Source organism: Pseudomonas sp. AC211 (genome assembly GCF_979258055.1).
The window spans coordinates 3809230-3832270 of sequence record NZ_OZ409830.1 but is presented as its reverse complement, the minus strand read 5'-3'; the positions used below and the strand labels follow the sequence as shown (position 1 = coordinate 3832270).

Sequence of the window (23041 nt, the reverse complement as noted above, 5' to 3'; positions counted from 1 at the left end):
CTGATGTGTGGACGCTACGCCCTGTTTCGCTGGACGCCCGCGCTGGCGGCAATTCCTGGTTTTCCTGCCGCGCAACAGCCGGGCTGGAACATCGCCCCGGCCAGCCAGGTGCTGATGCTGCGTCAGGTAGAAGGCGAACGACACGCCGCCCTCGCGCGTTGGGGCCTGACGCCGCCGTGGCTCACTGACCTGTCGAAAACCCCCGCCCACGCCCGCGCCGAAACCCTGGCCGAACAACCGATGTTTCGCGAGGCCTTTCGCCTGCGTCGCGCCCTGCTGCCGGCCAATGGTTTTTACGAATGGCGCGGCACGGTGCGCAAGCGGCCTTACTGGATTACCCGCGAAGAATCGCCGCTTTATTTCGCGGCTGTCTGGGAGGCGTTTCCGGTGGAAGGCCACACCTACCTGAGCGTGGCGGTAGTGACGCAGCCGGCGAATGGCTTGCGCCGACCGCTGATTCTCGATGCCCGGGGCCAGGACGTCTGGCTGGCCGACGATGCGCCACTGCCGGCGCTGCAGGAATTGTTATGCCAGCCCAACCCGGTGTTGCGCGAGCGGGCGCTGGCGCACTTTGTGAACGACCCAAAACTCAATGCGCCGGAATGTCTGACACCGGCTTAAGGCTGCTCGGGGAACAGGTTTTTATCGCTGAACTGCGCGAGCAAATGGTCGAACACCAGGCGCACCCGAGGCGACACCGGGCCTCGCTGCGGGCGGTAGATAAACAGATCCCAAGGGCTTGGCGCCAGCGCATCCAGCACGCGGACCAGCGCCCCGCTGCGCAGATGCGGCACGGCTAAATAGCTGGGTATTTGTGCATAGGCCAGGCCGGCCAACACCACTTCCAACTCCGCCTCCGGGTCGTCGCTGATAAACGCGGCGGGCTCGGGGAATAGCTGCTCGTTATTGGCAAACATCCACGGCCAGGGCCTGCCGCTGCGGCGGTCGATCAGCGCGCTCAGCGGCTGTTGTTGCAGTTGCTCAAGCGACCTCGGTTCCCCGCCACTGGCCAACAGCGCCGGGCTGGCGACCACATGCAGCGGCACTTTGGCCATGGGCCGGGCGATGTAGCGACGGTCGCGAATCATGCCGACGCGAATGCCGATATCGATTTGCCCGGCCACGGCGTCGGTCATTTCGTCCTCGAGGCGCAATTCCACCTGCAAACCAGGATGCTCGCGCAGCAGCTGGCACCAAAAGTTGCACCAGAAAACGTCGGCCGATGGCATGGGGCGCGGTAATGCCAACCCTGCCGCTTAGAGCGACCGCCTGGCTGCGGGTGTTGCGTTGAAACAGCTCATCCACGCTTTCCAGTGTCTGCTGCGCCTGCGCGGCCACCCGCTGGCCGAACGCGGTTATCTGCACCTGGCGCGTACTGCGGTGAAACAGGATTTCGCCGAACTGCTGCTCCAACTCCTGGATCGCCCGCGTCACGCTTTGTGGCGAAATACTTAGGCGCGTGGCCGCCTCGCGAAAGCTGCCGGCTTCGGCGGCGGCGCACAGTATTTTCAGCAGTTCCATGCGGTTGAGCATTAGCGGGCGCCTTGTTTGATTGTTCCAGAATTAGGAATAGCCAAATCTTATCTGTTCCATTTTCAGTTGCAAGCCTGCTCTCCATACTCGCCTTCAACCGGAGCCAACTACATGGCCCGACACCTTGAGGATTGCAGCATGAGCACGAACATTTCTGGAAAAGTAGTGGTGATCACCGGCGCCAGCAGCGGTTTGGGTGAAGCGACAGCCCGTCGTCTGTCGGCCCTCGGCGCCTCGGTGGTGCTCGGCGCGCGCCGCAAAGACCGCCTCGACACACTGGTCAGTGAGCTGACCGCTGCCGGCGGCAAGGCCGTGGCCTACACCACCGATGTCACCCAGCGCGCCGATGTTGAAGCGCTGCTGCAAGGCGCCGTCGACACCTTTGGCCGGGTAGACGTGCTGATCAACAACGCCGGTTTGATGTCCATCGCGCCGATGAGCGAAGGGAAAGTGGACGAGTGGGACCGCATGATCGACATCAACATCAAAGGTCTGCTCTACGGCATCGCCGCCGCCTTGCCGCGCTTCCAGCAGCAGAACAGCGGCCACTTCATCAACGTCGCTTCGATCGCCGGCCACAAAGTATTCAGCCCGGGCGGCACCGTTTACAGCGGCACCAAGTTCGCCGTGCGCGCCATCAGCGACGGCTTGCGCCATGAAGTGGGCGGGGCGATTCGCACCACCGTTATTTCGCCGGGCGCTGTGGACACCGAGCTGAAACACGGCAGCTCGCACAAGGCCAGCAGCGACACCGTCAATGAGTTCTACAAAATGGCCATTCCGGCGGACTCGGTCGCGCGGGCGATTGCCTTCGCCATTGAACAGCCGGCGGATGTGGATGTCAGCGATATCTTGCTGCGCCCCACCGTGCAGGACTTCTGAGGTCGCTCGGCTGCGCGTCGGCCGGCTCTAACTCGCTCGATCTTGGGTGGTGTGAGGTCGGCGAAGATCAAAAGCATCGAGGCTGAAGCCTCTCCTACAGGGAACGGGTTCCGTTGGGGAAACGGATCTCTTGTAGGAGAGGCTTTAGCCTCGATTTCCTGCAAGCGATGAACGTTGACCCAGGCGCGGTCAGTCCTTGCGACGCTTGAGCTGATCCATCAACTGCGTAGGCAAGTTGCGGATGGTCAGGGTGCCTTGTTCTTCGTTGTAGTCGATGTTCGAGCCCAGCAAATGCGCTTCAAAGCTGATCGACAACCCCTCGGCCCGCCCGGTGAACCGGCGGAATTGGCTGAGGGTGCGTTTGTCGGCGGGAATCTCCGGCGAAAGGCCGTAGTCTTTGTTGCGAATGTGGTCGTAGAAGGCTTTCGGCCGTTCTTCGTCCAGCAGGCCAGACAACTCCTGCAGCGTCATCGGCTCGCCGATTTTGGCCTGGCTGGTGGCGTAGTCCACCAGGGTATCGGTCTTGGCGCGCGCCTGTTCTTCGGGCAGGTCTTCGCTTTCCACGAAGTCGCTGAAGGCTTTGAGCAGGGTGCGCGTTTCGCTCGGTGAGTCGACGCCTTCCTGGCAGCCGATAAAGTCGCGGAAGTATTCCGACACCTTCTTGCCGTTCTTGCCTTTGATAAACGAGATGTACTGCTTGGACTGCTTGTTGTTCTGCCATTCCGACAGGTTGATGCGCGCCGCCAGGTGCAGTTGACCGAGGTCCAGGTGCTTGGCGGGGGTCACGTCCAGCGCGGCGTTTACCGCCACGCCTTCACTGTGGTGAAGCAGGGCGATGGCCAGGTAATCGGTCATGCCTTGCTGATAGTGAGCGAACAACACGTGGCCGCCGGTGGAGAGGTTCGACTCTTCCATCAGCTTTTGCAGGTGCTCCACGGCCTGACGGCTGAAGGCGGTGAAATCCTGATTGCCCGCCTGGTACTCCTGCAACCAGCCACTGAACGGAAACGCCCCCGACTCCGCCTGGAAAAAGCCCCACGCTTTGCCCTGCTTGGCGTTATAGCTTTCGTTGAGGTCGGCCAACATGTTCTCGATGGCTTGCGACTCGGCCAACTCGCTGTCGCGGGCATGGAGCACGGCGGGCGTGCCGTCGGGTTTCTTTTCGATCAGGTGGACGATGCAGTGGCGGATGGGCATGGGATTACCTTTGAAGCGAATTCGGGTAGCAGCGCAGAAGCCGCCAGAATTGCTTTGGCCAGACCCGCGTGCACGTGGCGCGAAGTGTACCTGAGCTATTGGGCCGAAGGGCACGGCGGCGAGCTTGTGGACGGTCATCCTGACTGGCTAAAGTAGCGGCTTTATTGCTGGCCACGGACGGTGTCGATGCATTCTTCAAGCACTTTTGCGCCCCAGATGGAGAGCGCTGCAACCGCGCAAAACCTTGCTCACATCGAAGCGATGGTGGAGCGAGGCCTGTTTGCTCAGGCTCACAGCCTGGCGCAATCGCTGGGGGACTACCGCCAATGGCGCGGCCCGGTTGCTATGGCGCTGGCGTCGCGGTTGGTCAACCAACTGGGCGTACCGCGTCTGGCCGATGTGCTGGCCTACCTTGGCTACAAACGCTATCCGCTGGCACCCGAATCGCGGCTGCGCTATGCCTATTTTCTGCTGGCACGGCGAGGGCCGTATCGGGCCTGGCAGTTTATGCGCCAGCTCGCCGAGTGGTGGCCCGAACACGCCACGCACCGTGCCGAGTGGCTGGCGTTTCAATCACGGGTCTACGCCCAGCTTCGCGACTTCTCCCGCAGCGCCGAGTTGCACGCCCAGGTGCAAGCCTGTGCGGTGGACGATCCGTGGCTGGACGTACAGCGCAGCTATAGCCTCGAGCGCGAAGATCGTTTTCACGAAGCGCTGGAACTCTGCGAAGCGGCGTTGTTGCGCCATCCCGACCATCACCATGCGCTGTTGCAGGCGGCCGATTTGCAGTTTCAGCTAAACCAGGACGAACAGGCCCTGGCTCGCCTGCGGGCGGCTGCAGCGCGCATGGAAAGTTCGGCGATGTGCGGGCAACTGGCCGAACAGTTGCTGGAGCGTCAGCACCTGGATGAAGCGTGGGAGTGGTTTGACCGCTCCCAGCAATGGGCGCTGTTGGCCGATAAAAACGGGGGGCACTGGTACGCCGGTCGGCGCTGCGACATCGCCTGTCTTCGCGGAGACTACGAAGCGGCTGCGGGCTACGCCGAAGCGGCCGGCGGCGGCTTCTATCAGGCGATACGCGAACGCCTGGCCGCGCCGCAGGGGCAGCGCAAGGTGCTGCCGGTCACGTTTATTCGTCAACACCACATGACCTGCGCCCCGGCCACGTTGACCGCGCTGTCGGGCTACTGGGGCCGCGCCGTGTCGCACCTCGACGTTGCAGAGGCTATCTGCTACGACGGCACCAGCCATTTAGCTGAGCGCACCTGGGCGCAGAACAACCAGTGGCTGACCGTGGAATTCACCGTCGACTGGCCGACCAGCGTGGCGCTAATTGAGCGCGGCGTGCCCTTTACGCTCACCGTTCAGTACACCGGCAGCGGTCACCTTCAGGCCGTGGTGGGCTACGACGAACCGCGCGGCTCGCTGCTGATTCGTGATCCGGCGCAGTCACAATTCGCCGAGTACCTGGCCGAGCCGCTGTTTATCAATCAGGCCGTGGCGGGGCCGCGCGGGATGTTGATGCTGCCGATGGACGAAGCAGCGCGAATCGACGGCGTGCACCTGCCCGACCGCGAGCTATGGGACATCTATTACCGGTTCAACGCAGCCTTGCAAAACCACCAGCGTGCCGACGCGGTGGCGTGCGTCGACGAGCTGCTGGCCTCTGCCCCGGACCATCGCTTGACCTTGCAGGCCCAGCGCGCGCTGTACGGCTACGACGGTCGCGAGCAGCAAACCCTGGAGGCGGTGGAAAAGCTGCTGGAGCGTTTCCCCGCCGACTCCAACCTTATTTTGTCGAAAACGTCGTCCCTGGCAGTGCTACAGCCGCGCGATGTGCAACTGGCGTGGTTGCAATCACACGGCCAGGAACGCTGGAGCGATCCGCTGATTACGCTGCGCTACGCCGACTTGCTGAGCGCGGACGAGCGCATGAACGCGCAGGTGCAACTGCTGGTGGAGCGCGCGTTGCGCCAATCGTCTTTCGAGCCGCACGGCTGGCGAATACTGGCCGGTCAACGTTGGAGCGAAGGGCTGCGCGAGCAAGCGTGCGAGTTGTACCGCATTGCCAGTTGCCTGAACGGCACCCTGGAGAGCTTCGCCGGCGAATACTTCCGTGCCATGCGCTGCGTCGGGCGGGTGGATGAAGGCCTGCTATTTCTACGTCAGCGTCAGGCGCGGCTGGGGCGACTGGACTCAGGCCCGAGCCTGACCCTCAGCGAGTTCCTCGAAGAACTGGAAATGAACCACGAAGCCCGCGCCGCCCTGGAGCAGGCGCAGCAATGGCGACCGCAAGACGCCGATGTGCTGCTGAGTCTGGCGAGCTTTTGCAGCCGCCACGGCGACCATGAGCAGGCGCTGGCCTGGCTGCAGCAGGCCGAACCCTACAGCCGCCGCAGCAGTTGGTTGCGCGCCTCGGTCCTGTGCAGCCAGCGCAGCAATGGTGATCTCAACCAGGCACTGGTCTGGTGTCAGGAAGCGGCTGCACTAGAACCGCTGAATATGGTGTCGCACCGCATGCTGGTGCGCCTGTTGGTGCTTACGGAAGGCGATGAAGCGGCGGACGCTTATGTTCAAGGGCTGATAGCCGAGCACCCACACCATTACGGCATCGCCGAATTACATGTGCAGCGCGCTCAGCGTATTTCCCTTTCCCACGCTGAGGCAGCGTTGCGGCGCTTGCTTGAGCACCACCCGCAAGACGCCTGGGCATTGCGCGAACTGGCTGTTGTGCTAACCCGCCAGGGCCGACCTGACGAGGCATTGACCCTGTGCGAACTTGCGAAGCGCTTCAACTCCAACACGCCCGCGCTCTACCAAACCCTGGCCTATGTGTTGCTGCAACATGGCCAGCGTGAGCAAGCGCGCGACGCACTGCGCACCGCTCTGCGTCTGAGCGTCGACAGCGACTACGCCATCGGTGTGCTGCTCGACACCCGCGACAGCCGAGAAGAAGCCCAGCAAGACCTTGCATTTATTCACAGTGAACTGGCGCGCCAGATTACCTTCGGTGCCGGCTGGATGGCTTACGCCGAGCAGGCGCAAGGCCTGATTGAGCCGGAACAACTGCTCGAACAATTGAGCGACGCGTTGCACCACCGCTCCGATCTCTGGCAGCTGTGGGTGGTGTTGGCGCGCCAACATGGGCGCATGGGCCAGCCGGAAAAAGCCGGCAGCGTGTTGCAAAGTGCCATCGAGCGCTTCCCGTTCCTGCCTCGTTTGTCACTGGAAAAAGCCGACCTGCAAAAACAACAGGGTCAGCTCGAAGACAGCCTCGTCACCTTGCGTGAAAGTTTCCGCATCAGTCCCCATTGGACGGCCACCGTCAGCCTCTACGTGGATTGCCTGCTGGAGCTGGGCGGGCGGTTGCCGGAGGCCGAAACCCTGCTGCGCGATGTGCTCAAACGCGAGCCTGACGACAGCGAGCTGCGCGCCTACCTGGCCTATGTGCTGGGCGAGCAGGAAATTTATGTGTACGCCGCCGATGAGGCCGAACGCGTGTTACGCGACGAGCCCGGCAACGGCTGGGCCTGGAACCAATTGCGCCGCTACTGCGAAGCGCTGAAAGAACCCCAGCGGCCATTGCAACTGGCGCAGGAATTGGTTCAGCGGCGCAGTGCCGATGTTGACGCCTGGTTGGCCCTGGCGATTCTTGAAGCAGACGCTGAAGCCAAAGAGCGGGCGCTGCGTGAAGCGCTGCGCTACTCGCCGCGTCATCGCCAAGGCAACGAACGCCTGCTCAACCTGCTGCTGCAAGCCAAACGCTACGACGAGCTGCATGCGCTGCTGGCCGCACCAGTTTGGGGTGGTTCTGTGCCGGTGGAGTTGGCGGTTTTCGGCCCGCGCGCGCTGTATGAAGCGGAGCAGGTAGACACGGCAATTGCCGGTATGCGGCAGCTCGTCGAGCTGCACCCAACGTACCGCGACGGCTGGGAAGAGTTAGCCAAGTGGTACGACGCTCAGGAGCGTTATGCCGACTACCTCACCGCGGCTCAGCAGTTAGTGCACATCGAACCCAAGTCGGCTGTCAGCTACGGCTACCTCGGGCACGCATTGTTGGTTAGCGGGCGTGACGAAGAGGCGCTGCCCATGTTTGAAAAGGCCTTCGCGCTGGACCCCGAGTACGCATTCGCCGGCTACCGCGAAGTCGACCTGAAATTGAAATTGCGCTCGCCGGTCGAAGCGCTGGAAACGGTGCAGCGCTTGCTACAGTCCTGCCCGTCGCCGGAGGCGTGGACGCTGGGCCTGAAAGTGGCGCGGGCCGCCAACGATTTGCCGTTGAAGGAACGTGCGCTGCTGGCGCTGGCTACGGAGGGTGAGGCGCAGAACGCCTGGAAACAGGCGATGAGTGATTATCCCTGGAAAGACAAAGTGCTCGCCCGCCAGCTCGAAGTGGGCGTCGAACAGGGCACCTTGCACGAGGCGGCGTTCGATACCTGGTTCCGGGCACAGGAACGTAAATGGGGGCTTGAACCGCTGGTCAAGGCGTTCAAAAAAGCCCTGCGCAACGACCCGAACCATGCGGCGAAAGCCGCCATGCTGACGCTGCTGGCAGACCGGCAGAACTGCAACCGCCAACTGAGCCTGGCGCTGGACGCTGCCCGCCCGGCCATTGCTACGGATGGTGCGCTGTGGGGCACGCTGACCTATGCGCTGATGCGCCACGGTCGCTACGAAACCATGTTCGCCTGGCTAAGCGATTGGCAGCGCGACGACGTGCCGGTGTGGGGCATCGACAACGTGGCCACGGCGCTGCGAATTCGCGGTCGCCACAAGAGCGCCCATGCCGTGTCCTTGCGTTCACATGAACGTGAACCGGACGGCGTAGACGCCATGGTCTGGCTGGCATTCGATGCCGCAGTGACAGCAGAGCATGATGCGCTGGCCCATTGGTTACAGAGCATCGGCGACGCCACGCTGCGCCCGTACTTCAGCGCGGTGTGGCACCTGCTTAAAGGCTATGCCAAGGCCGTGGAGGGCAACGATAGCCAGTTGGCCGTTTGGTATTTTCGGGCCGGCAAGGCCTTGGCCAAGCGCGAGCGTCATCCGCCGTTCAAGCACCTATTGCGGCTGCTGAGCAAACGCCTGGTCAATGGCGCGATGACGCCTTCCTGGCGGCGTCCGGCGCGCTATCTGCAGCTGCGCTTTTAAACGCCGTTGGCCGGCGCGTGTTCGGCAACGAGCGCGCGTCGCCGCTGCAACGCCTGAAGGCGCTCGATCATGTAGCGCAAATGCATGTGCAGCTCATACAGCTCGTTGGAGTAGGACAGCGGCACTTCCACCCGCGCCAGTTCGTCTTCCAAGTGCTCTAGGCGGATGATTTCGGCGCTGAGGTCGCTGGGCAGTTTGCCTTTGTAAAGCAACTGGTCGATTTCACGCAGGTGTTTGTACCAGCGGTAAATGCGCGCGCGGATGCGCCATTGGTATATCGGGCCAATGGCTTTGAATAACGGGAACAGCAACACCAGCAGCGGAATCGCCAGGATGATGTAACGATCGGCCAAGGATGCAATGCGAAACGGCAAGTAGCGTTGCAGAATCGGCAGGCCTTTTTTGTAGTAATAGTCGGCCTCGTCCAAGGTGCGCAGCGACAACGGCGGCGGCGCCGGATAGCTGCCGGCCGGGTCGAGCAGGCTGCCGTTTTTCAGCACGGTTTTCGCCGCTTCAAGAATCAAGGCGGTGAGCGAGGGGTGGAAGTTTTCGCCGCTCACCAGGGTTGCCATCGGGCCGAGGGTGACGATGTCGTGATCGGGCGTGTTCTGCGCCATGTCGAGCATGCCTTCGCCGACTTGCAGCTCGGTGAGGTAAGGCAGCCGCGCGAGGTAGGCGGCCGTGCGACGCAGGCTTACCAGTTGCAACGTAGGGTCGGCCGCCAGCCGTTGGATCAACGCGTTCTCTGCCGGACCGACGAAAAACGCGGCGTCCAGTTCACCGGCGATCAACGCGTCCGCCGCCTTGCCGCCGCCCAGCGCCTGCCAGGTGCCGGGGTATTGCGCGGGTTCGATACGGTTGGCGGCAAACAGCGCGGCCGTTACCGCTTGCGTGCCGCTGTCCTGCGCACCGATGGCGACGCGTAGGGTCATCAAGTCGGCGAGGCGATCGAAGCGGGCGTTCTTGCCGAGAAATAGCCACAGCGGCTCGCGGTACATCACCCCCAGGCCGCTGAGCTTGTTTCGCGCGTCTGTGGCAATGCTGACTTCCTGGCCGCTTTGCACCAGCGCCAGTTCAACTTCGCCTTTGGCGAGCTTGTTGAGGTTGTCTTGCGAGCCTTGGCTTTGCACCAGCTCCAGGGTGAAGCCTTGCTTCTGCAGCTCGGCTTTGAGTTTTTCCGCGAAGGCGTGATAACCGCCGCCCGCTGCGCCGGTGGCCATGCGCGCATGCATCGGCGGCGGCGGAGCGACGAAATAGAACAGGGCGCCAACCAGCGCTGCCACCACCGGCACAATCCACAGGTTGGTGAGCAGCATGATCTTGAGATCTCGCAAAATCCTACGCATTGCACATTCCTAGCGGCGCTCGACAGTGGATAGAGCGTAACCGCGAAGACGTGTTTTTGCTTGCTGAGATCCGCACATCAAGCGCTTCGCGAGCAAGCTCGTTCTTACGTAGGAGCGAGCTTGCTCGCGAAGCGTGGACTTAATGCGCGATAGGAGTCGTGCGCCGGGAGCGCATCAGGTCCATCGCCGCCAAGAGCAGCAACAGCCCCACCGCGTACCACGCGTCATTGCCTAACGCGACCATCACCAACGTGCAGAGCAATGCGCTGAACGCCGCTACCCAGCGCCACAGGCCTTTGAGCAGCACCCAGCCCGCCGCCATGCTGAACAGATAAATCAGCACGAAGTTGCCGTTGGCGTAGCGAATCAATTGGTCCACCGAAACATCGAGCAGCGCAGTCAAACTGGCGCACACCGCGCAACTGATCACTACCACTAACAGCGCGCGGGCCGGAACGCCGTGTTGGTTGCGTTGCGCCAGTGGGCGCGGCAGCTTGCCTTCATCGGCCAGGCTCCAGATCAGCCGCGCAAACCCTTGCACATAGACATTCATCGACGCGAAGCAGGCCAGGTAGCCAATCAGCGCGCTCAGCCAGCGGGCCTTGGCGCCGAACAGTTGGTCCAACATGCGCGGCAAGGAAGCGGCGTCGGTGGTCACATCGCCGTACGCATGGAAGCTCAGCACCGTCAGTGAACAGGCCCAATACACCAGGCCCGCGAGCAGCACGCCCAGAAGCAAGGCGAGGGGGAAATCGCGGTGCGGGTGTTTGAATTCCTCGCCCATGTGAGTGAACGCTTCGATGCCCACGAAGCACCAGAACATCACGCCCAACGCGGCCGGCATCAGGTGCCACGAACCGTTCAAATCCGGCAGCAGCGGTTGATTGGCGTGGGGCAAATCACCGGCCCACCAGATCAGTGCGACCGTGGCGATAATCGCGACCGCAATTACGCCCTGCACCACGCCCGAGGCTTTCGCCGGACGTTGCCCGAGCAGCAACATGGCACCCAGCGTTGCCAACTGAATCGCCAGCGCCTGGCCACGGCCCATGTCGAACAGCGCCTGGAAAAACCCGGTGGAAATGTTCAGTGCCGCCGGCAAGCCGACCGGCAGCGCTGCGAGAAATAACAGCGCACTGACGCGCTCGGAACGTGGCCCAAATGCCCGACCGATCAAATGCGGTGCGCCGCCCGCGTGGGGAAAGTTTCGCCCTAATTGCGCAAAGGTAAACGCCACCGGCAACACCAAGGCAATCAGCAACACCCACGCCCATAGCGAGGCGCCACCTGCCGCAGTGGCGGCCAACGCCGGCACCACGAAAATGCCCGTGCCGAGCAGTGAAGTACTCAGCAGGCCGATGCCCTGCAACAGGCTTAGTTCTTGGTTCAAGCGACTCATGGGGTATGCTCTGCGGTCCGTCGTTGCCCATGGTAAGCCGCGCGTTATTACTGCGGTTTAGACAGACTGTCGGCATTGCCCGGCAAACTGGCGGAAGTCGCCGTCAACCTGCTTTCAGCGAGAAATTCCGTGGACAAATTCGATCAACAGATCGTTGCCTTACTGCGTGCCGACGCCCGCCTGGCCGTGAGCCAGATCGCCCGCGAAGTAAACCTGTCGCGCTCCGCCGTGAGTGAGCGGGTGCGCCACCTCGAACAAACCGGCGTCATCCAGGGCTATCACGCCCGCATCGGCGAACCGCAGAGCGCGATCAAAGCATTTTTGGAACTGTTCTACGACGGCGGCCCGTGCGAAAGCTACGTCGACCGCCTGCGCGCATTCAGCGAAGTACGACGCTGCAACGGCATCAGCGGTGAAACTGACATGCTGGTTTACATCGAAGCCCCGTCGATGCAACGGCTGGCGGAAGTGCGCGGGGAAATCGAAAAATTCCCCGGTATGCGCAAGGTGAAAACCCATGTGGTGGTTAAGGCGTGGGAGTTCTAATCCACAACGCAAGGGTGTGAACGTGTGTCGAAGGCAGGCACCGCCCTTCGACACACGCCATCGGCTTAGTCGTTCACCAGTATTTTCGGGTTGGAATTGCCCCACACCGTGTACAAGTCAGCGAGCAGCGCATCGTTGATCTCTTCGGTTTCCGCCTGGGAAATCTCGGCCGATCCTTGCTTGCCGAACAGCACCACCTCGTCGCCACTTTTCACGGAGGGCACGTCGGTGACATCCACCATCACCGTATTCATCGACACCTTGCCCACCACCGGCACCCGCTGCCCATTGATCAGCACGATGCCTTTGTTGGTGAACGCGCGGCGATAGCCATCCGAATAGCCCACGGTGACATTGGCCAGTTTTGAATCGCGTTTGAGCGTGAAGGTGCGGTCATACCCAACAGTGTTGCCCGCCGCGTAGTGATTCACCGACGCCACCCGACTTTTTGAATTGCATCACCCGTCGGTATTCGGTGTGCGAGGGCACCGTATCGCCAAACAACAGCCCGCCCGTGCGCACCATGTCCAGCCGCGATTCGGGCACTTCCAGCGTGGCGAAGGAATTGGCGACATGCAGCGTGACCGCCTTGCGATCTAGCTTCGCCTCCTTGATAACCCAGGCCGCTTGCTCGTTGAAAACGTTCAACCCCTTGCGTACGTCGGCGGCATCCTCTACCGCGAAGTGCGTCATGATCGCCTTCACCTGCACGTTGGGCAGTTGGGTAATGGCGAGCGCGTCGAGCCGCCCTTGTTCGCTGTTCAAATCAAGCCCGTTGCGGCTCATGCCACCGGCATTTAGCGTCAGGTGAACCACGAGTTTTCTCCCCGCCTTAGCCGCCAGCGCGTCCGCTTGTTGAACAAAGGCCAGGTTCCCCGCGAGCTCTTCCATACCGTACGGCAATGCGGCTTCCACCTCGCTCAATGAGGCGGCACGAACCCGCACCAGTTGGCCTTTGAAACCGCTGGCACGGACCACGCGTGCCTCTTCGTTGCTGGCGATACCCACGCACGGCACGCCCATTTTGATCACGGACGGCATTAGCAAACCGATGCCGTGGCCGTAGGCGTCCGCCTTGAGGATGGCGCAAATTTGCGAGCGGTCGGCGAGTGCCAATTGCAACGTACGAATGTTGCGCTCGAAGGCGGCCTTGTTGATTTCAACCCAGGCATTGCTGGTTTGTTCAGACACCTGCGCAACGCCGTCGATCATGGTCAAAGGCGGCGCAGCAAAGCCTGTTGTCTGGATAAGTGCGGTGCTCAACGCAACGGCGAGCAGGGTTCGAGAGAAAAGCATGAAGGAGTCTCCAGCGCTGCACGCACGGACCAGCAGAGCCGTCAGCCGCGCCCGTGCGTCATGGGGAACCGATTGGTGGCCGACGCTGGGACTATGTGCTTCGAGGCTGGCAAGCGATGGAAGACGGCATGATTTGTTGTGTCGGAAACAAGCGGCAGCGGCTAATGACACTTCAGGAATTAAGGCCATGTTCCCGCCGGAATCGGCGAGCGGCTTTAGACGGTGTAGGTTGCAAATGGCGTTGATGTAGCCCGCGTCCTGAAGTGCCTGAAAGGCCTTGTGGCGGCGATTACTGGCATCGACCTGGGGTTCGAGCCAGCCCAGCAGGCGCCACTGAGCGACATTGCGATTGCCGTGTCGAGCAGGTGCTCTGTAAGAGCCAGCAAGCTGGCTCCTACGGCATCCGCGGTTTGCGTTACACCAACACGCTCTTCGGCGGCTCGCGGCGCAGGCGTTCGACCAGCGCTGGCAGTTCATCCATGTGTTTAATCAGGTGCTCTACGCCCAATTCGCGCAGGGTTTCGCCGTGTTCCGGTGGAATATGGCTGGCGCCGAGAAAGCCAATTACGCGCATGCCGGCGGTCAGCGCGGCGGTGACGCCGGTGCTGCTGTCTTCCACTACCAGGCAGCGCTCGGGCGGCACGCCGTTGGTTTTCGCGGCGAATAGGTAAACGTCTGGCGCGGGTTTGGGGCGGGGTACTTGTTCGGCGGCGAAGATGCCGCTGTCGACGCGTTCGGTAAGTTCGCAGCGATGCAGGGAACGAACGATGCCATCGAGGTTGCTGTTGGAGGCCACGGCCAACGGCAGGTCGATGCTTAGGTAGGCTTCGCGGGCGCCGGGAATGGGTTGCGCCAGTTCGTGAATGCGCGAGGCGGTGCCGTGTTGCAGGTCGCGGATAAAGCTGGCGGGCAATTCGATGCCGAAGTGCGCTTGCACTCGCGCCAGAATATCGCGCCCTTGCAGGCCGAACGTGCCATGCAGCACCACATCCAATTCATGGCGCGGAACCAGGGTGGCCAAAGCATCGCGCAGGATGCGCTCGGCGACGATTTCGCTGTCGATCAGTACGCCATCGCAATCGCTGATCAACAAGTCGATGTAGCTGGCTGTTGTCATGGGAATCAAGCTCCATAGCGCTGCGACGACAGCGCGGTGTGATTTGCCAAGGGGGGCGCTTTGATTCAAGGTTGGCGCCTTGAAAACCGCGAGAATAAAACCGGGATGCGCATTCTGCACAGCTCTGACTGGCACCTTGGCCAGCATTTTATGGGCAAGACCCGCCAAGCCGAGCACCAGGCTTTTACCACATGGTTGATTGAACAATGTGCGGTGCACGCCGTGGACGCGCTGATTATTGCCGGCGATATCTTCGACACCGGCGCCCCGCCCAGTTACGCCCGCGAGTTGTATAACGAATTTATCGTCGCCTTGCGCGCCACCGGCACGCAGCTGGTGGTGCTGGGTGGCAACCATGATTCGGTGGCCATGCTCGGCGAGAGCAAAAGCCTGCTGGCGCACCTCAATACCCGTGTTATTCCTGCCGTGTGCAATCCGCTTAGCGAACAACTGCTGGTGCTTAACGACCGCGCCGGCAACCCCGCTGCGTTGCTGTGCGGTATTCCTTTTATTCGTCCTCGCGATGTCATGCATAGCCAGGCCGGGCAGAGCGCGCAAGACAAACAGCTGTCGCTGCAAGAGGCCATTCACGAGCATTACCAGCAGCTGTTTGCCCTGGCCGAAACGCGCCGCGATGAGCTGGGCGGTGCACTGCCGATTATTGCCACGGGCCACCTCACCACCGTCGGCGCCAGCGCCAGCGAGTCGGTGCGCGAGATTTACGTCGGTGCCCTTGAAGCCTTCCCCACCAGTGCGTTCCCGCCGGCTGCGTACATTGCCCTTGGGCATATTCATCGACCGCAGAAAGTCGGTGGGCTGGAGCATATTCGCTACTGCGGGTCGCCCATTCCGTTGAGCTTCGACGAAGCCAAACAGAGCAAAGAAGTGTTGTTGGTGGAGTTTGCCGGGCGCGAGTTGGCCAACATCCAGGCGCTGTCGGTGCCGCGCTCGCAAGCGTTGGTGTCGGTTCGCGGTTCGCTGGTCGAGTTGCAGCAGGCCATCACCGAAGCGGCGCAGCAGGGCACGGCCGAGCGGCCGGTGTGGGTGGAAGTCTGTGTGAGTGGCGATGACTACCTGAGCGATCTGCAAACCCGCATTCAGGCGATGACTGAAGGGTTGCCGGTGGAGGTGCTGCGAATTCGCCGTGAGCGCGGCAATGCCAGCGCCAGCCTGCAAGGCAACGCCAAGGAAACGCTGGATGAGTTGAGCACCGACGATGTGTTCGCCCAGCGCCTCGCTAGCGAAACCGTCGAACCGGAACTGCACCAGCGTTTGCACGGTTTGTACCGGCAAGTGGTCAGCGAGTTACGCGAGGAGGAGGTATGAAAATCCTCAGCCTGCGCCTGAAGAATCTCAACTCCCTGAAGGGCGAATGGAAGATCGACTTCGCCGCCGAGCCGTTCAAAGACAACGGTTTGTTCGCCATCACCGGGCCGACGGGCGCCGGCAAAACTACATTGCTCGACGCCATCTGCCTGGCGCTTTACCACCGCACGCCGCGCATGAGTACGTTGTCGGCCAGTGCCAATGAATTAATGACCCGCCATACCGCCGATTGCCTGGCTGAGGTGGAGTTCGAAGTGAAGGGCCAGCGTTATCGGGCCTTCTGGAGCCAACGCCGCGCGCGGGACAAAAGCGACGGCGCATTGCAGGCGCCCAAGGTCGAGCTGGCCAAGGTGGATGCCAGCACCGGCGAGGGCGAAATTCTCAGCGACAAGATCAACGAAAAGTACCGGCTGACCGAAAGCCTGACGGGGCTCGATTTCGAGCGGTTCACCAAGTCCATGTTGCTGGCGCAAGGCGGCTTTGCGGCGTTTCTCGAAGCCAACGCCAATCAGCGCGCCGAGCTGTTGGAAGAGCTGACCGGTACCGACATTTATGGGCAGATTTCCCAGCGCGTATTCGAGCGCACCCGCGAGGTGCGTGACGAGCTGGGCCACCTGCGCGCCCGCGCCGAGGGCGTCGAGTTGCTTAGCGACGAGCAGCGTCAGGTGCTGGAAGAGGAGGGCGCACAGCTGGGCGCCAGCGAGGCGGTATTGCTTGCCGAACAGCAGCAGGTTCAGCAGCAGCGGCAGTGGCGCGAAGACCTCGCAAAAGCCGAGCGTCAGGCGCAATTGGCCGCGACTCAGGCGCAACACGCCAGCGCCCAACTGGCCGAGGCAGAGCCGCACTTGCAGCGCCTTGCCGCCAGCGCCCCGGCGCTGAAATTGCAGCCCAGCCATAGTGCCTGGCAACGGGCGTTGCAGTGCGTGGCGCAACGCACTCAGGAACTGGAAAGCACCGAGCAGGCCCAGCGCCAGGCCAGCCAACAGGTGCAGCGCGACCTCTGGCAGGCGTGTCAGCTGAGTCAACACATCGCCGCCGCTCGCCACACGCGGGCTGCGCAATTGTCTGACCAGTTGCAGACGTTGAGTCAGCAGCTCGCCGAGCAACCGCATCATGCCCAGTGGGGCGAAAAACTTGGCGTATGGCGCGAACAATTCGCCGCCGACGCCGAACTGGCCGCCGCCATTGCGCAACTGCAACAGCGTCACCAAGCGCTCGCGCAATCCGCCACCAGCGTCGCGCAGCAATTGAACACGGTGACGGCGCAAGTGGGCGAGGCGCAGGAGCAACTACAGCGCACCGAGGCCGCCGAACAGGCCCAGCACCAACAGCTGCAAACTCTGTTGGCCGGCCAGGCCGACGCTCAACTGCGCGACCTTGGTCAACGTCTGGTCGCTCAAGGGCATGGCCTGGAGCGCTTGCAGCAGATTGGCCTGCAACGCCAACAACTGGCGCAACAGGCCCAGCAATTGGCAACGGCGTTAGCTGAGTTAGCACTGGAAAAAGACGCCAAGGAGCAAAGCCTTATCGCGCTGCGCGAGCAGTACAAAGACGTGCAGCAACAGGTGCGTGACAAGGAAAAATTGCTGGAGCAAGAGCAGCGCATTCAGGCGCTGGATGCCTACCGGGCGCAGTTGCAAGCGCATGAGCCGTGCCCGTTGTGCGGCGCCTTGGAGCATCCGGCCGTCAGTGCCTATCAACAGCTCGACAGCTCGGCGACGCAACGGGAATTGCTGGCGAAAAAGAACCAGCTGGACACGCTGCGGGCCCAGGGCGAAGCCGTCAGCGCCGAGCTGGCCGCGCTGGTAGAGCGCGCCCAGCAACAGACGCAGCAACAGCAAAACGTGGAGCGTGAGCGAGTGCAGCAAGCCCAGCAATGGACCGAGCAGTGCGCCACATTGAACGTGAACCTGGAAGACAACGCCGGACTCGAGGCGGAGCAGGCGCGTCATCAGCACGCACTCGAAGATCTGCAGCAGCGACTCGCGGCGGTGGACGTGCTCAAGGCCGCTATCGATTCGGCGCGCACCGCCAGTCAAGCGGCGCAGCTGCACCATCGCGACCGCCTCCAGCAGCTCGCGCTGCTTCACAAAGATCAGCACGCCACGGCGCAGCAGCAGGCAGAGCTCGACGAGCAATTGGCTCGTGTGATCGAACAACGCCGCGACCAGCAAACACGCCTGGCCGCCGCGTTGACTGAACTGGGCTACGCCCTGCCTGAAGACGGCGCCCAGTGGATAGCGGAACGTGAACAGGAATGGAGCCGCTTCCAAGCGCGCCAGCGCGCGCTGCTTGATGTGCAAGGGCAACTGGTCGACGCCCAGCATGCATTGAATACCGCCGCCGTAGTCACCGCGCAGTGGCAGCAACGTTGGCAAGCCCAAGGCCAGGAAGCACTGGCGCCGGTGCCTGAGGACGACGATGCATTGTCTCGCCTGGCAGCGGTTGAGCAGGACTACCACGCTGCGCTGCAACACGTCAGCGCCTTGCTGGGGAAACACCAGACCCTCAGCGAACTGCTGGAAGCGGATCAACGCACCCTGCAATCGGCGCAGCAGGTCTGGCACGAGGCGCTCGCGCAGAGCCCGTTTGCCGACGAGGCGGCGTACCAGGCAGCACTATTGAGCGAGGCGCAACAGGCGCAGTTGCAGGCGCTGAAAACCTCACTGGAAAAAGCCCTGACCGAAGCCCAGGCCCTGCATGCCGCCAGCAGCGAAGCGCTCGCGCGCTTACAAGCCACGCCGCTGACCGAGCTGGCGAGCGAGCAGCTGGATGCCCAGGCGCAGCAGCTGAACGAGCAGCTCAAACAGCTCAGCCAACGCCAGGGTGAAATCCGCGCGCAACTGCACAGCGACACCACTCGCCGTGCCAGTCAGCAAGCGTTGTTTGCGGCGATCACAGACAAGGGCGCCGAGCATGACCTGTGGCAGCACCTCAACGGTTTGATCGGCTCAGCGGACGGCGCCAAGTACCGCAAGTTCGCCCAAGGCCTGACACTCGATCATCTGGTCTATCTCGCCAATCAGCAGCTACAGCGCCTGCACGGCCGCTACCAACTAGCGCGGCGCGGCAGCGGCGAACTGGAACTTGAAGTGCTGGACACTTGGCAAGGCGACGTCGCCCGCGATTGCAAAACGCTGTCGGGCGGCGAGAGTTTTCTCGTCAGCCTGGCGTTGGCATTGGCTCTGTCCGACCTGGTCAGCCACAAAACCAGCATCGACTCGCTGTTCCTCGACGAAGGCTTCGGCACGCTCGACGGCGAGACGCTGGAGGTGGCCCTCGACGCGCTCGACGCGCTGAACGCCAGCGGCAAAATGATCGGCATCATCAGCCACGTGGAAGCCCTGAAAGAGCGGATACCGGTGCAGCTGAAAGTGCACAAAAGTGTGGGGTTGGGCTACAGCGCACTGGATCGGCGGTATGCGGTGACGCCCGGCTGATGCACGTTCCTGTAGGAGCGGCTTCAGCCGCGAGCTGTTGATGTGGGGCGGTGCAGGGTGCGGTGTGCAGGCCCGCCCCATCGCGGCTAAAGCCGCTCCTACAGGGAGTGATGTGGAGACTTATTGCACCGAACTCACTGTAGGAGCGGCTTCAGCCGTGAGCTGTTGATGTGGTGGCGGTGCAGGGTGCGGTGTGCAGGCCCGCCCCATCGCGGCTAAAGCCGCTCCTACAGGGAGTGATGTGGAGACTTATTGCACCGAACTCACTGTAGGAGCGGCTTCAGCCGCGAGCTGTTGATGTAGTGGCGGTGCAGGGCGCGGTGTGCAGGCCCGCCCCATCGCGGCTAAAGCCGCTCCTACAGGAGTGATGTGGAGACTTATTCCACCGAACTCACCGAGCTGATTTGTTCTTCTGAATACGTGCCGCGATAAAACGTGGCCAGGGTGCCGTCGCGTTTCATCTCATCGAGTGCGGTTTGCCAGCGCTGCACGGTGCTGTCGGGAGTGGCGAGGGAGAAAGCGATGTACAACTCGCGCATTTCCAGTTTAAGCACGCGGGTGATGGTGGTGGGCGGCAGACTGAGGCTGGCCAGGAAGGCGTCTTTTTCGACATCGCTGGTGGCCCACATGGCGACGCGTTTGTGCAGCAACATGCTTAGGCATTGTTCCGGCAAGGTCGGCAGGGCCAGGTTAGCGAAGCCCTGCTGCACCAGCAGGTCGGCGCTGCTGTCGCCGTTGTAGGCGCAAATGCCGGAGCTGGCGCGGGCATCTTCCAGGCGTTCCAGTGGCTGCGCATTCTCTTCGAGTGCATACAGCCCCCGAGAGATGTGCTTGATCGGCCCCACCCACTTGAACAGGCTTTCGCGCTCGCGGGTGCGGGCCGTTTCGAATAGCGCGACGGGCTGGTCGCTCAGCGCGTAGTCGTAGCCGCGCTTCCAGGGATGCAGTTCGATTTCGGCGCTTTCGCCGGCACGTCGCATCAGCTCGCGCACCATCTCGGCCGTTGGCCCGGTGACGCGACCGGATGCTTCTTGGTATTCGCCAGGTGGCGAATGTTCGGTGAGTACGCGCAACTTGCCGGCGGTGTTATTCGGTTCGGCTGAAGCCATCACGGGAAGGGTAAACAGCGCGGCCAGAAACAGTCGGCAAACGACATAAACACGACGGGCATACACGGCCATGCGGTCGGTCTCCTCAGTCATGTTTCACCTGCTCTGGCCAGTCGAAGGAACCGGAAGGCTATCAGAACTCTGCGGCTTCGACAGGGCAATTTAATGCCCCGAATCAGTGCGGTTTAGAGCGCTTGGTGGCCTGTTGGCGCTGTTCGCGTACCAGCTCGATAAAGTGCTGTGCGCCGAGGCCCAATGGCTTGCTGTTTGACCACACCAGGTCGACCCACAACGACAGTTGAGAAATGTTGCTCAGCTGCAATTCCACCAGGCTGCCGGCCTGCAATGTTGGGCGCACCAGCGACTCCGGCAAATAGCCCCAACCGAGCCCGGCTTGCATCATGCGCAGGGCGGCGGTGTGACTGTCGGTGCGCCAGTGGTGATGGGCTTGCAGAAAGCGCGGTTGCAGCGGCTCCGGGTCGCGGCCCGCCACGACGATTTGCCGGTGTTCGGCCAGTTCATCGATTCGCAGTTGGCGGCCGCTGGCGATAGCGGGATGGTTCGGGGCAATCACCGCCAGCAAGGTTTCCTGGATAGTTTCCTGGCAGCACTCGCGGCTGTCGAAGTTGGGATTCTCGAACACCAGCGCCAGCTGCACACGGCCTTCATGCAGCAGGCGAATCGCGTCGGCTTCGGGCGCGGCCAGCACTTCCACGTCGAGCGTTGGGTAGCGTTCGGCCAGCTTGGCCAGAGGTGTGGCCCAATCGGAGGCAAGCAGTTCCGGGGCGATGGCCAGACTCAGGCAGCTCTCCAATCCAGTCGACAACGCCAAGGCTTGCGCTTCCCACAGCTCGAACTGCTGCAACATGAAACGAGCCTTGGCTTGCAGGGCGAGCGCCGCGGCGGTGGGTTGCGGCTCACGGCCGGAACGGTCGAACAGCTCCAAATTGAGGTCGGCTTCCAGATTGCTGATGGTCATGCTCACGGCCGAAGGCACACGCCCAATGCTGCGGGCGGCCGCAGAGAACGAGCCCTTGTCGAGCACGGCGAGGAAGACTTGCACGGCATCTTTGCTGAGGCTCATCTATCAGTTTTCCTGAAACAAGCTGACTGAAGGTTTCAGTGCATTAGAAATACAGTGGCCGCACATTGGCAAGCGTGAGTACGCAGTGATGCAAGGCAAAAAACGCAAGGTGGTTCAGGCGATCAGCTACGAAGCGGTGGCGCTGTTGTTTATTACCCCGGCCATGGCCTGGGCGTTTGATGGTGGTTTAGCGGTAACCGGTGCCTTGGCGTTGTCGCTGTGTTTGGTGGCGATGGCCTGGAACATGGTGTTCAACAGCCTGTTCGAAGGCTGGGAAAAGCGCCAACGCAAACCCCAGCGCACCGTGGCGCGGCGCGTGCTGCATGCCATTGCTTTCGAGCTGGGCTTGTTGCTGATGACAGTGCCGATGCTGGTGTGGGGGCTGGGCATCGGTTGGTGGCAGGCGCTGGCCACAGACTTCTCGCTGATGCTGTTTTTTCTGCTGTACGCGTTTGTGTTCCAGTGGGGCTTCGACCTGCTCTTCGGCGTGCCGAGCGCGACGTTGGGGGCTGGGCACGAGGTGCAGGCGGGGTAGGGTTTGCGGGTGCTGTTGGGCTTCCTTTGTCAGCCCAACCTACGGATCGGGTATCGCATCCCAGAGAAGAGCAGCGCGGCCGATCGAAAAGCCGCCCACCCGGTTCCGGAGTGTCGGAGTTCTGTGGGAGCGGCTTTAGCCGCGATGCTTTTAACGAATATCGCCAACGGTCGTCACCTTCTTGATGTCCTTCAAAAAGTAGGCGTACCACTGCAGTTCATTGCGGCTGTATTTACCAAGGTCGCGCTTGGCGATGCGTTTGCCGTTGGCGTACGCGTCGGCATAAGAGGCGTGCTGGTATTTCATGGCATAGGCAGCGGCGATTTCGCCGGTGCGGTCTTTACCGGCTTCGCAATGGATGTACAGCACCAAGGGCAGCCCGGATTGCTGGGGTGCCTGAAGCAGGCTCTGGATGTTTTCCAGCAGCACGTCGGTGTTGCTCAGCGTGGGTATTTTTTCCAGCTTTTTACGCACGCTTTTCGAGTAGTCGTTCGGCGAGGTCAAGCTGCCGTATACCGGATGGTTGATCAGCCGTCCAAGCGCGCTGTTTTTCTCCCAAAACGTTTTTTCTACCTTCAGATCGTCCGCCTCCTGACGGTTGATGCCGTTCACCAAACTGATATCCACCAAGTAGAACTGATCGGGCAATGACTGGCCCGGCGCGGCTTGCTGCAACGCCATGCGCAGTTCGTTGTAGGTGAACTGTTTGTCTTTTACCGGCATGTTGCCGCGGAACAGGAAATTGCCGGAATCCGCGCGCTCGATCAGCGCGATCAGCCCCGGATTGAACGCACTCATCACGGCCGTTTCTTCGGCCTGCTGTTCAAGTACCTGGGCGTAGACGTCTCGCGAATCTTGTATGGGCGGCGCGCTGCAAGCGCTAAGCAGCAGGCAGAGCGGAAGCAGAAGGGAGAGGGCGCGGGCAGTGAACATGGTGGCTCCTGAAAGCGGAAATCGTCAGGTAGCGATGTTCTATTGAGCAGCGCGCGCGCTCTGTAGGCTGGCTCTTTCGGTGCGATGGCAATGGCGTCGCGCTACTCCTTCCCGTTCCGATGCCCGCGGGGCGGCATGGCAAGAAAT

The 23041-nt window shown here is 62.0% G+C and carries 16 protein-coding genes and 2 pseudogenes; 8 read left to right on the top strand and 10 right to left on the bottom strand.

Annotated elements, in window-relative coordinates:
- The first annotated feature begins 3 nt into the window (after positions 1 to 3).
- Positions 4 to 621 carry an SOS response-associated peptidase gene (locus ACZZZP_RS18135; protein ID WP_463383659.1) on the top strand — a complete coding sequence of 206 codons (618 nt, stop codon included), beginning with the start codon at positions 4 to 6 and terminating at the stop codon, positions 619 to 621.
- On the opposite strand, the gene ACZZZP_RS18130 is transcribed toward ACZZZP_RS18135, so the two are convergent.
- On the bottom strand, positions 618 to 1136 hold the full coding sequence (locus ACZZZP_RS18130) for a substrate binding domain-containing protein (protein WP_463536964.1): 519 nt from the start codon (positions 1134 to 1136) through the stop codon (positions 618 to 620). The two genes, ACZZZP_RS18135 and ACZZZP_RS18130, sit on opposite strands and share 4 nt — an antisense overlap.
- Before the next feature lie 151 nt (positions 1137 to 1287).
- Between ACZZZP_RS18130 and ACZZZP_RS18125 the strand changes: the two genes are divergently transcribed.
- Positions 1288 to 1455: a hypothetical protein gene (locus ACZZZP_RS18125; protein WP_463537002.1), complete on the top strand. Its 168-nt coding sequence runs from the start codon at positions 1288 to 1290 to the stop codon at positions 1453 to 1455.
- Here ACZZZP_RS18125 and ACZZZP_RS18120 read toward each other — a convergent pair.
- A pseudogene (locus tag ACZZZP_RS18120) lies at positions 1402 to 1521 on the bottom strand (helix-turn-helix domain-containing protein); the annotation flags it as partial. The gene ACZZZP_RS18125 and the pseudogene ACZZZP_RS18120 overlap by 54 nt on opposite strands.
- Before the next feature lie 150 nt (positions 1522 to 1671).
- Here ACZZZP_RS18120 and ACZZZP_RS18115 point away from each other — a divergent pair.
- Entirely contained in the window at positions 1672 to 2415 is a 744-nt protein-coding gene (locus ACZZZP_RS18115) for an SDR family oxidoreductase (RefSeq protein WP_463383657.1), read from the top strand.
- 189 nt (positions 2416 to 2604) lie between these two features.
- On the opposite strand, the gene yejK is transcribed toward ACZZZP_RS18115, so the two are convergent.
- Entirely contained in the window at positions 2605 to 3612 is a 1008-nt protein-coding gene (yejK, locus tag ACZZZP_RS18110; RefSeq protein WP_122452532.1) for a nucleoid-associated protein YejK, read from the bottom strand.
- A gap of 216 nt (positions 3613 to 3828) precedes the next feature.
- On the opposite strand from yejK, the gene ACZZZP_RS18105 reads away from it, so the two are divergent.
- Positions 3829 to 8763, top strand: coding sequence for a tetratricopeptide repeat protein (locus ACZZZP_RS18105; RefSeq protein ID WP_463536749.1), 4935 nt, complete (start codon positions 3829 to 3831; stop codon positions 8761 to 8763).
- On the opposite strand, the gene ACZZZP_RS18100 is transcribed toward ACZZZP_RS18105, so the two are convergent.
- Together ACZZZP_RS18100 and yjeH are read right to left on the bottom strand one after the other, a co-directional pair.
- Positions 8760 to 10109, bottom strand: a complete 1350-nt coding sequence (locus tag ACZZZP_RS18100) for a TAXI family TRAP transporter solute-binding subunit (protein WP_463383655.1) — start codon at positions 10107 to 10109, stop codon at positions 8760 to 8762. The genes ACZZZP_RS18105 and ACZZZP_RS18100 overlap by 4 nt on opposite strands.
- 139 nt (positions 10110 to 10248) lie before the next feature.
- Complete coding sequence (yjeH, locus tag ACZZZP_RS18095) at positions 10249 to 11508, bottom strand: L-methionine/branched-chain amino acid transporter (protein WP_463383654.1); 1260 nt, start codon at positions 11506 to 11508, stop codon at positions 10249 to 10251.
- A gap of 129 nt (positions 11509 to 11637) precedes the next feature.
- Here yjeH and ACZZZP_RS18090 point away from each other — a divergent pair, with 129 nt between their 5' ends.
- Positions 11638 to 12054, top strand: coding sequence for an Lrp/AsnC family transcriptional regulator (locus tag ACZZZP_RS18090; RefSeq protein ID WP_463383653.1), 417 nt, complete (start codon positions 11638 to 11640; stop codon positions 12052 to 12054).
- 65 nt (positions 12055 to 12119) lie between these two features.
- Here ACZZZP_RS18090 and alr read toward each other — a convergent pair.
- Positions 12120 to 13350, bottom strand: a pseudogene (gene alr, locus ACZZZP_RS18085) (alanine racemase).
- A 415-nt stretch (positions 13351 to 13765) separates the two neighbouring features.
- A complete protein-coding gene (locus tag ACZZZP_RS18080; RefSeq protein WP_122494133.1) occupies positions 13766 to 14467 on the bottom strand; it encodes an HAD family hydrolase in 702 nt (233 codons plus the stop codon).
- Positions 14468 to 14572: 105 nt separating this feature from the next.
- On the opposite strand from ACZZZP_RS18080, the gene sbcD reads away from it, so the two are divergent.
- Together sbcD and ACZZZP_RS18070 are read left to right on the top strand one after the other, a co-directional pair.
- Positions 14573 to 15793: an exonuclease subunit SbcD gene (gene sbcD / locus ACZZZP_RS18075; protein ID WP_463383652.1), complete on the top strand. Its 1221-nt coding sequence runs from the start codon at positions 14573 to 14575 to the stop codon at positions 15791 to 15793.
- A complete protein-coding gene (locus ACZZZP_RS18070; RefSeq protein ID WP_463383651.1) occupies positions 15790 to 19233 on the top strand; it encodes an AAA family ATPase in 3444 nt (1147 codons plus the stop codon). The genes sbcD and ACZZZP_RS18070 overlap by 4 nt, the downstream gene beginning before the upstream one ends.
- Before the next feature lie 377 nt (positions 19234 to 19610).
- On the opposite strand, the gene ACZZZP_RS18065 is transcribed toward ACZZZP_RS18070, so the two are convergent.
- Both ACZZZP_RS18065 and ACZZZP_RS18060 read right to left on the bottom strand, forming a co-directional pair.
- Positions 19611 to 20435 (bottom strand): substrate-binding periplasmic protein, encoded by an 825-nt coding sequence (locus ACZZZP_RS18065; protein ID WP_463383650.1) that lies wholly within the window; start codon positions 20433 to 20435, stop codon positions 19611 to 19613.
- An 82-nt stretch (positions 20436 to 20517) separates the two neighbouring features.
- Positions 20518 to 21426 (bottom strand): LysR family transcriptional regulator, encoded by a 909-nt coding sequence (locus ACZZZP_RS18060; protein ID WP_463383649.1) that lies wholly within the window; start codon positions 21424 to 21426, stop codon positions 20518 to 20520.
- Positions 21427 to 21514: 88 nt separating this feature from the next.
- Between ACZZZP_RS18060 and ACZZZP_RS18055 the strand changes: the two genes are divergently transcribed.
- Positions 21515 to 21961 (top strand): PACE efflux transporter, encoded by a 447-nt coding sequence (locus ACZZZP_RS18055; protein WP_463383648.1) that lies wholly within the window; start codon positions 21515 to 21517, stop codon positions 21959 to 21961.
- A 150-nt stretch (positions 21962 to 22111) separates the two neighbouring features.
- On the opposite strand, the gene ACZZZP_RS18050 is transcribed toward ACZZZP_RS18055, so the two are convergent.
- Positions 22112 to 22894 (bottom strand): protein-tyrosine phosphatase family protein, encoded by a 783-nt coding sequence (locus ACZZZP_RS18050; protein ID WP_463383647.1) that lies wholly within the window; start codon positions 22892 to 22894, stop codon positions 22112 to 22114.
- Between the last annotated feature and the right edge of the window lie 147 nt (positions 22895 to 23041).

Coding starts and splice junctions, on each gene's coding strand:
- ACZZZP_RS18135 (WP_463383659.1), top strand. CDS start 4: ATGTGTGGACGCTACGCCCTGTTTCGCTGGACGCCCGCGCTGGCGGCA.
- ACZZZP_RS18130 (WP_463536964.1), bottom strand. CDS start 1,136: ATGACCGACGCCGTGGCCGGGCAAATCGATATCGGCATTCGCGTCGGC.
- ACZZZP_RS18115 (WP_463383657.1), top strand. CDS start 1,672: ATGAGCACGAACATTTCTGGAAAAGTAGTGGTGATCACCGGCGCCAGC.
- yejK (WP_122452532.1), bottom strand. CDS start 3,612: ATGCCCATCCGCCACTGCATCGTCCACCTGATCGAAAAGAAACCCGAC.
- ACZZZP_RS18105 (WP_463536749.1), top strand. CDS start 3,829: ATGGAGAGCGCTGCAACCGCGCAAAACCTTGCTCACATCGAAGCGATG.
- ACZZZP_RS18100 (WP_463383655.1), bottom strand. CDS start 10,109: ATGCGTAGGATTTTGCGAGATCTCAAGATCATGCTGCTCACCAACCTG.
- yjeH (WP_463383654.1), bottom strand. CDS start 11,508: ATGAGTCGCTTGAACCAAGAACTAAGCCTGTTGCAGGGCATCGGCCTG.
- ACZZZP_RS18080 (WP_122494133.1), bottom strand. CDS start 14,467: ATGACAACAGCCAGCTACATCGACTTGTTGATCAGCGATTGCGATGGC.
- sbcD (WP_463383652.1), top strand. CDS start 14,573: ATGCGCATTCTGCACAGCTCTGACTGGCACCTTGGCCAGCATTTTATG.
- ACZZZP_RS18070 (WP_463383651.1), top strand. CDS start 15,790: ATGAAAATCCTCAGCCTGCGCCTGAAGAATCTCAACTCCCTGAAGGGC.
- ACZZZP_RS18065 (WP_463383650.1), bottom strand. CDS start 20,435: ATGACTGAGGAGACCGACCGCATGGCCGTGTATGCCCGTCGTGTTTAT.
- ACZZZP_RS18060 (WP_463383649.1), bottom strand. CDS start 21,426: ATGAGCCTCAGCAAAGATGCCGTGCAAGTCTTCCTCGCCGTGCTCGAC.
- ACZZZP_RS18055 (WP_463383648.1), top strand. CDS start 21,515: ATGCAAGGCAAAAAACGCAAGGTGGTTCAGGCGATCAGCTACGAAGCG.
- ACZZZP_RS18050 (WP_463383647.1), bottom strand. CDS start 22,894: ATGTTCACTGCCCGCGCCCTCTCCCTTCTGCTTCCGCTCTGCCTGCTG.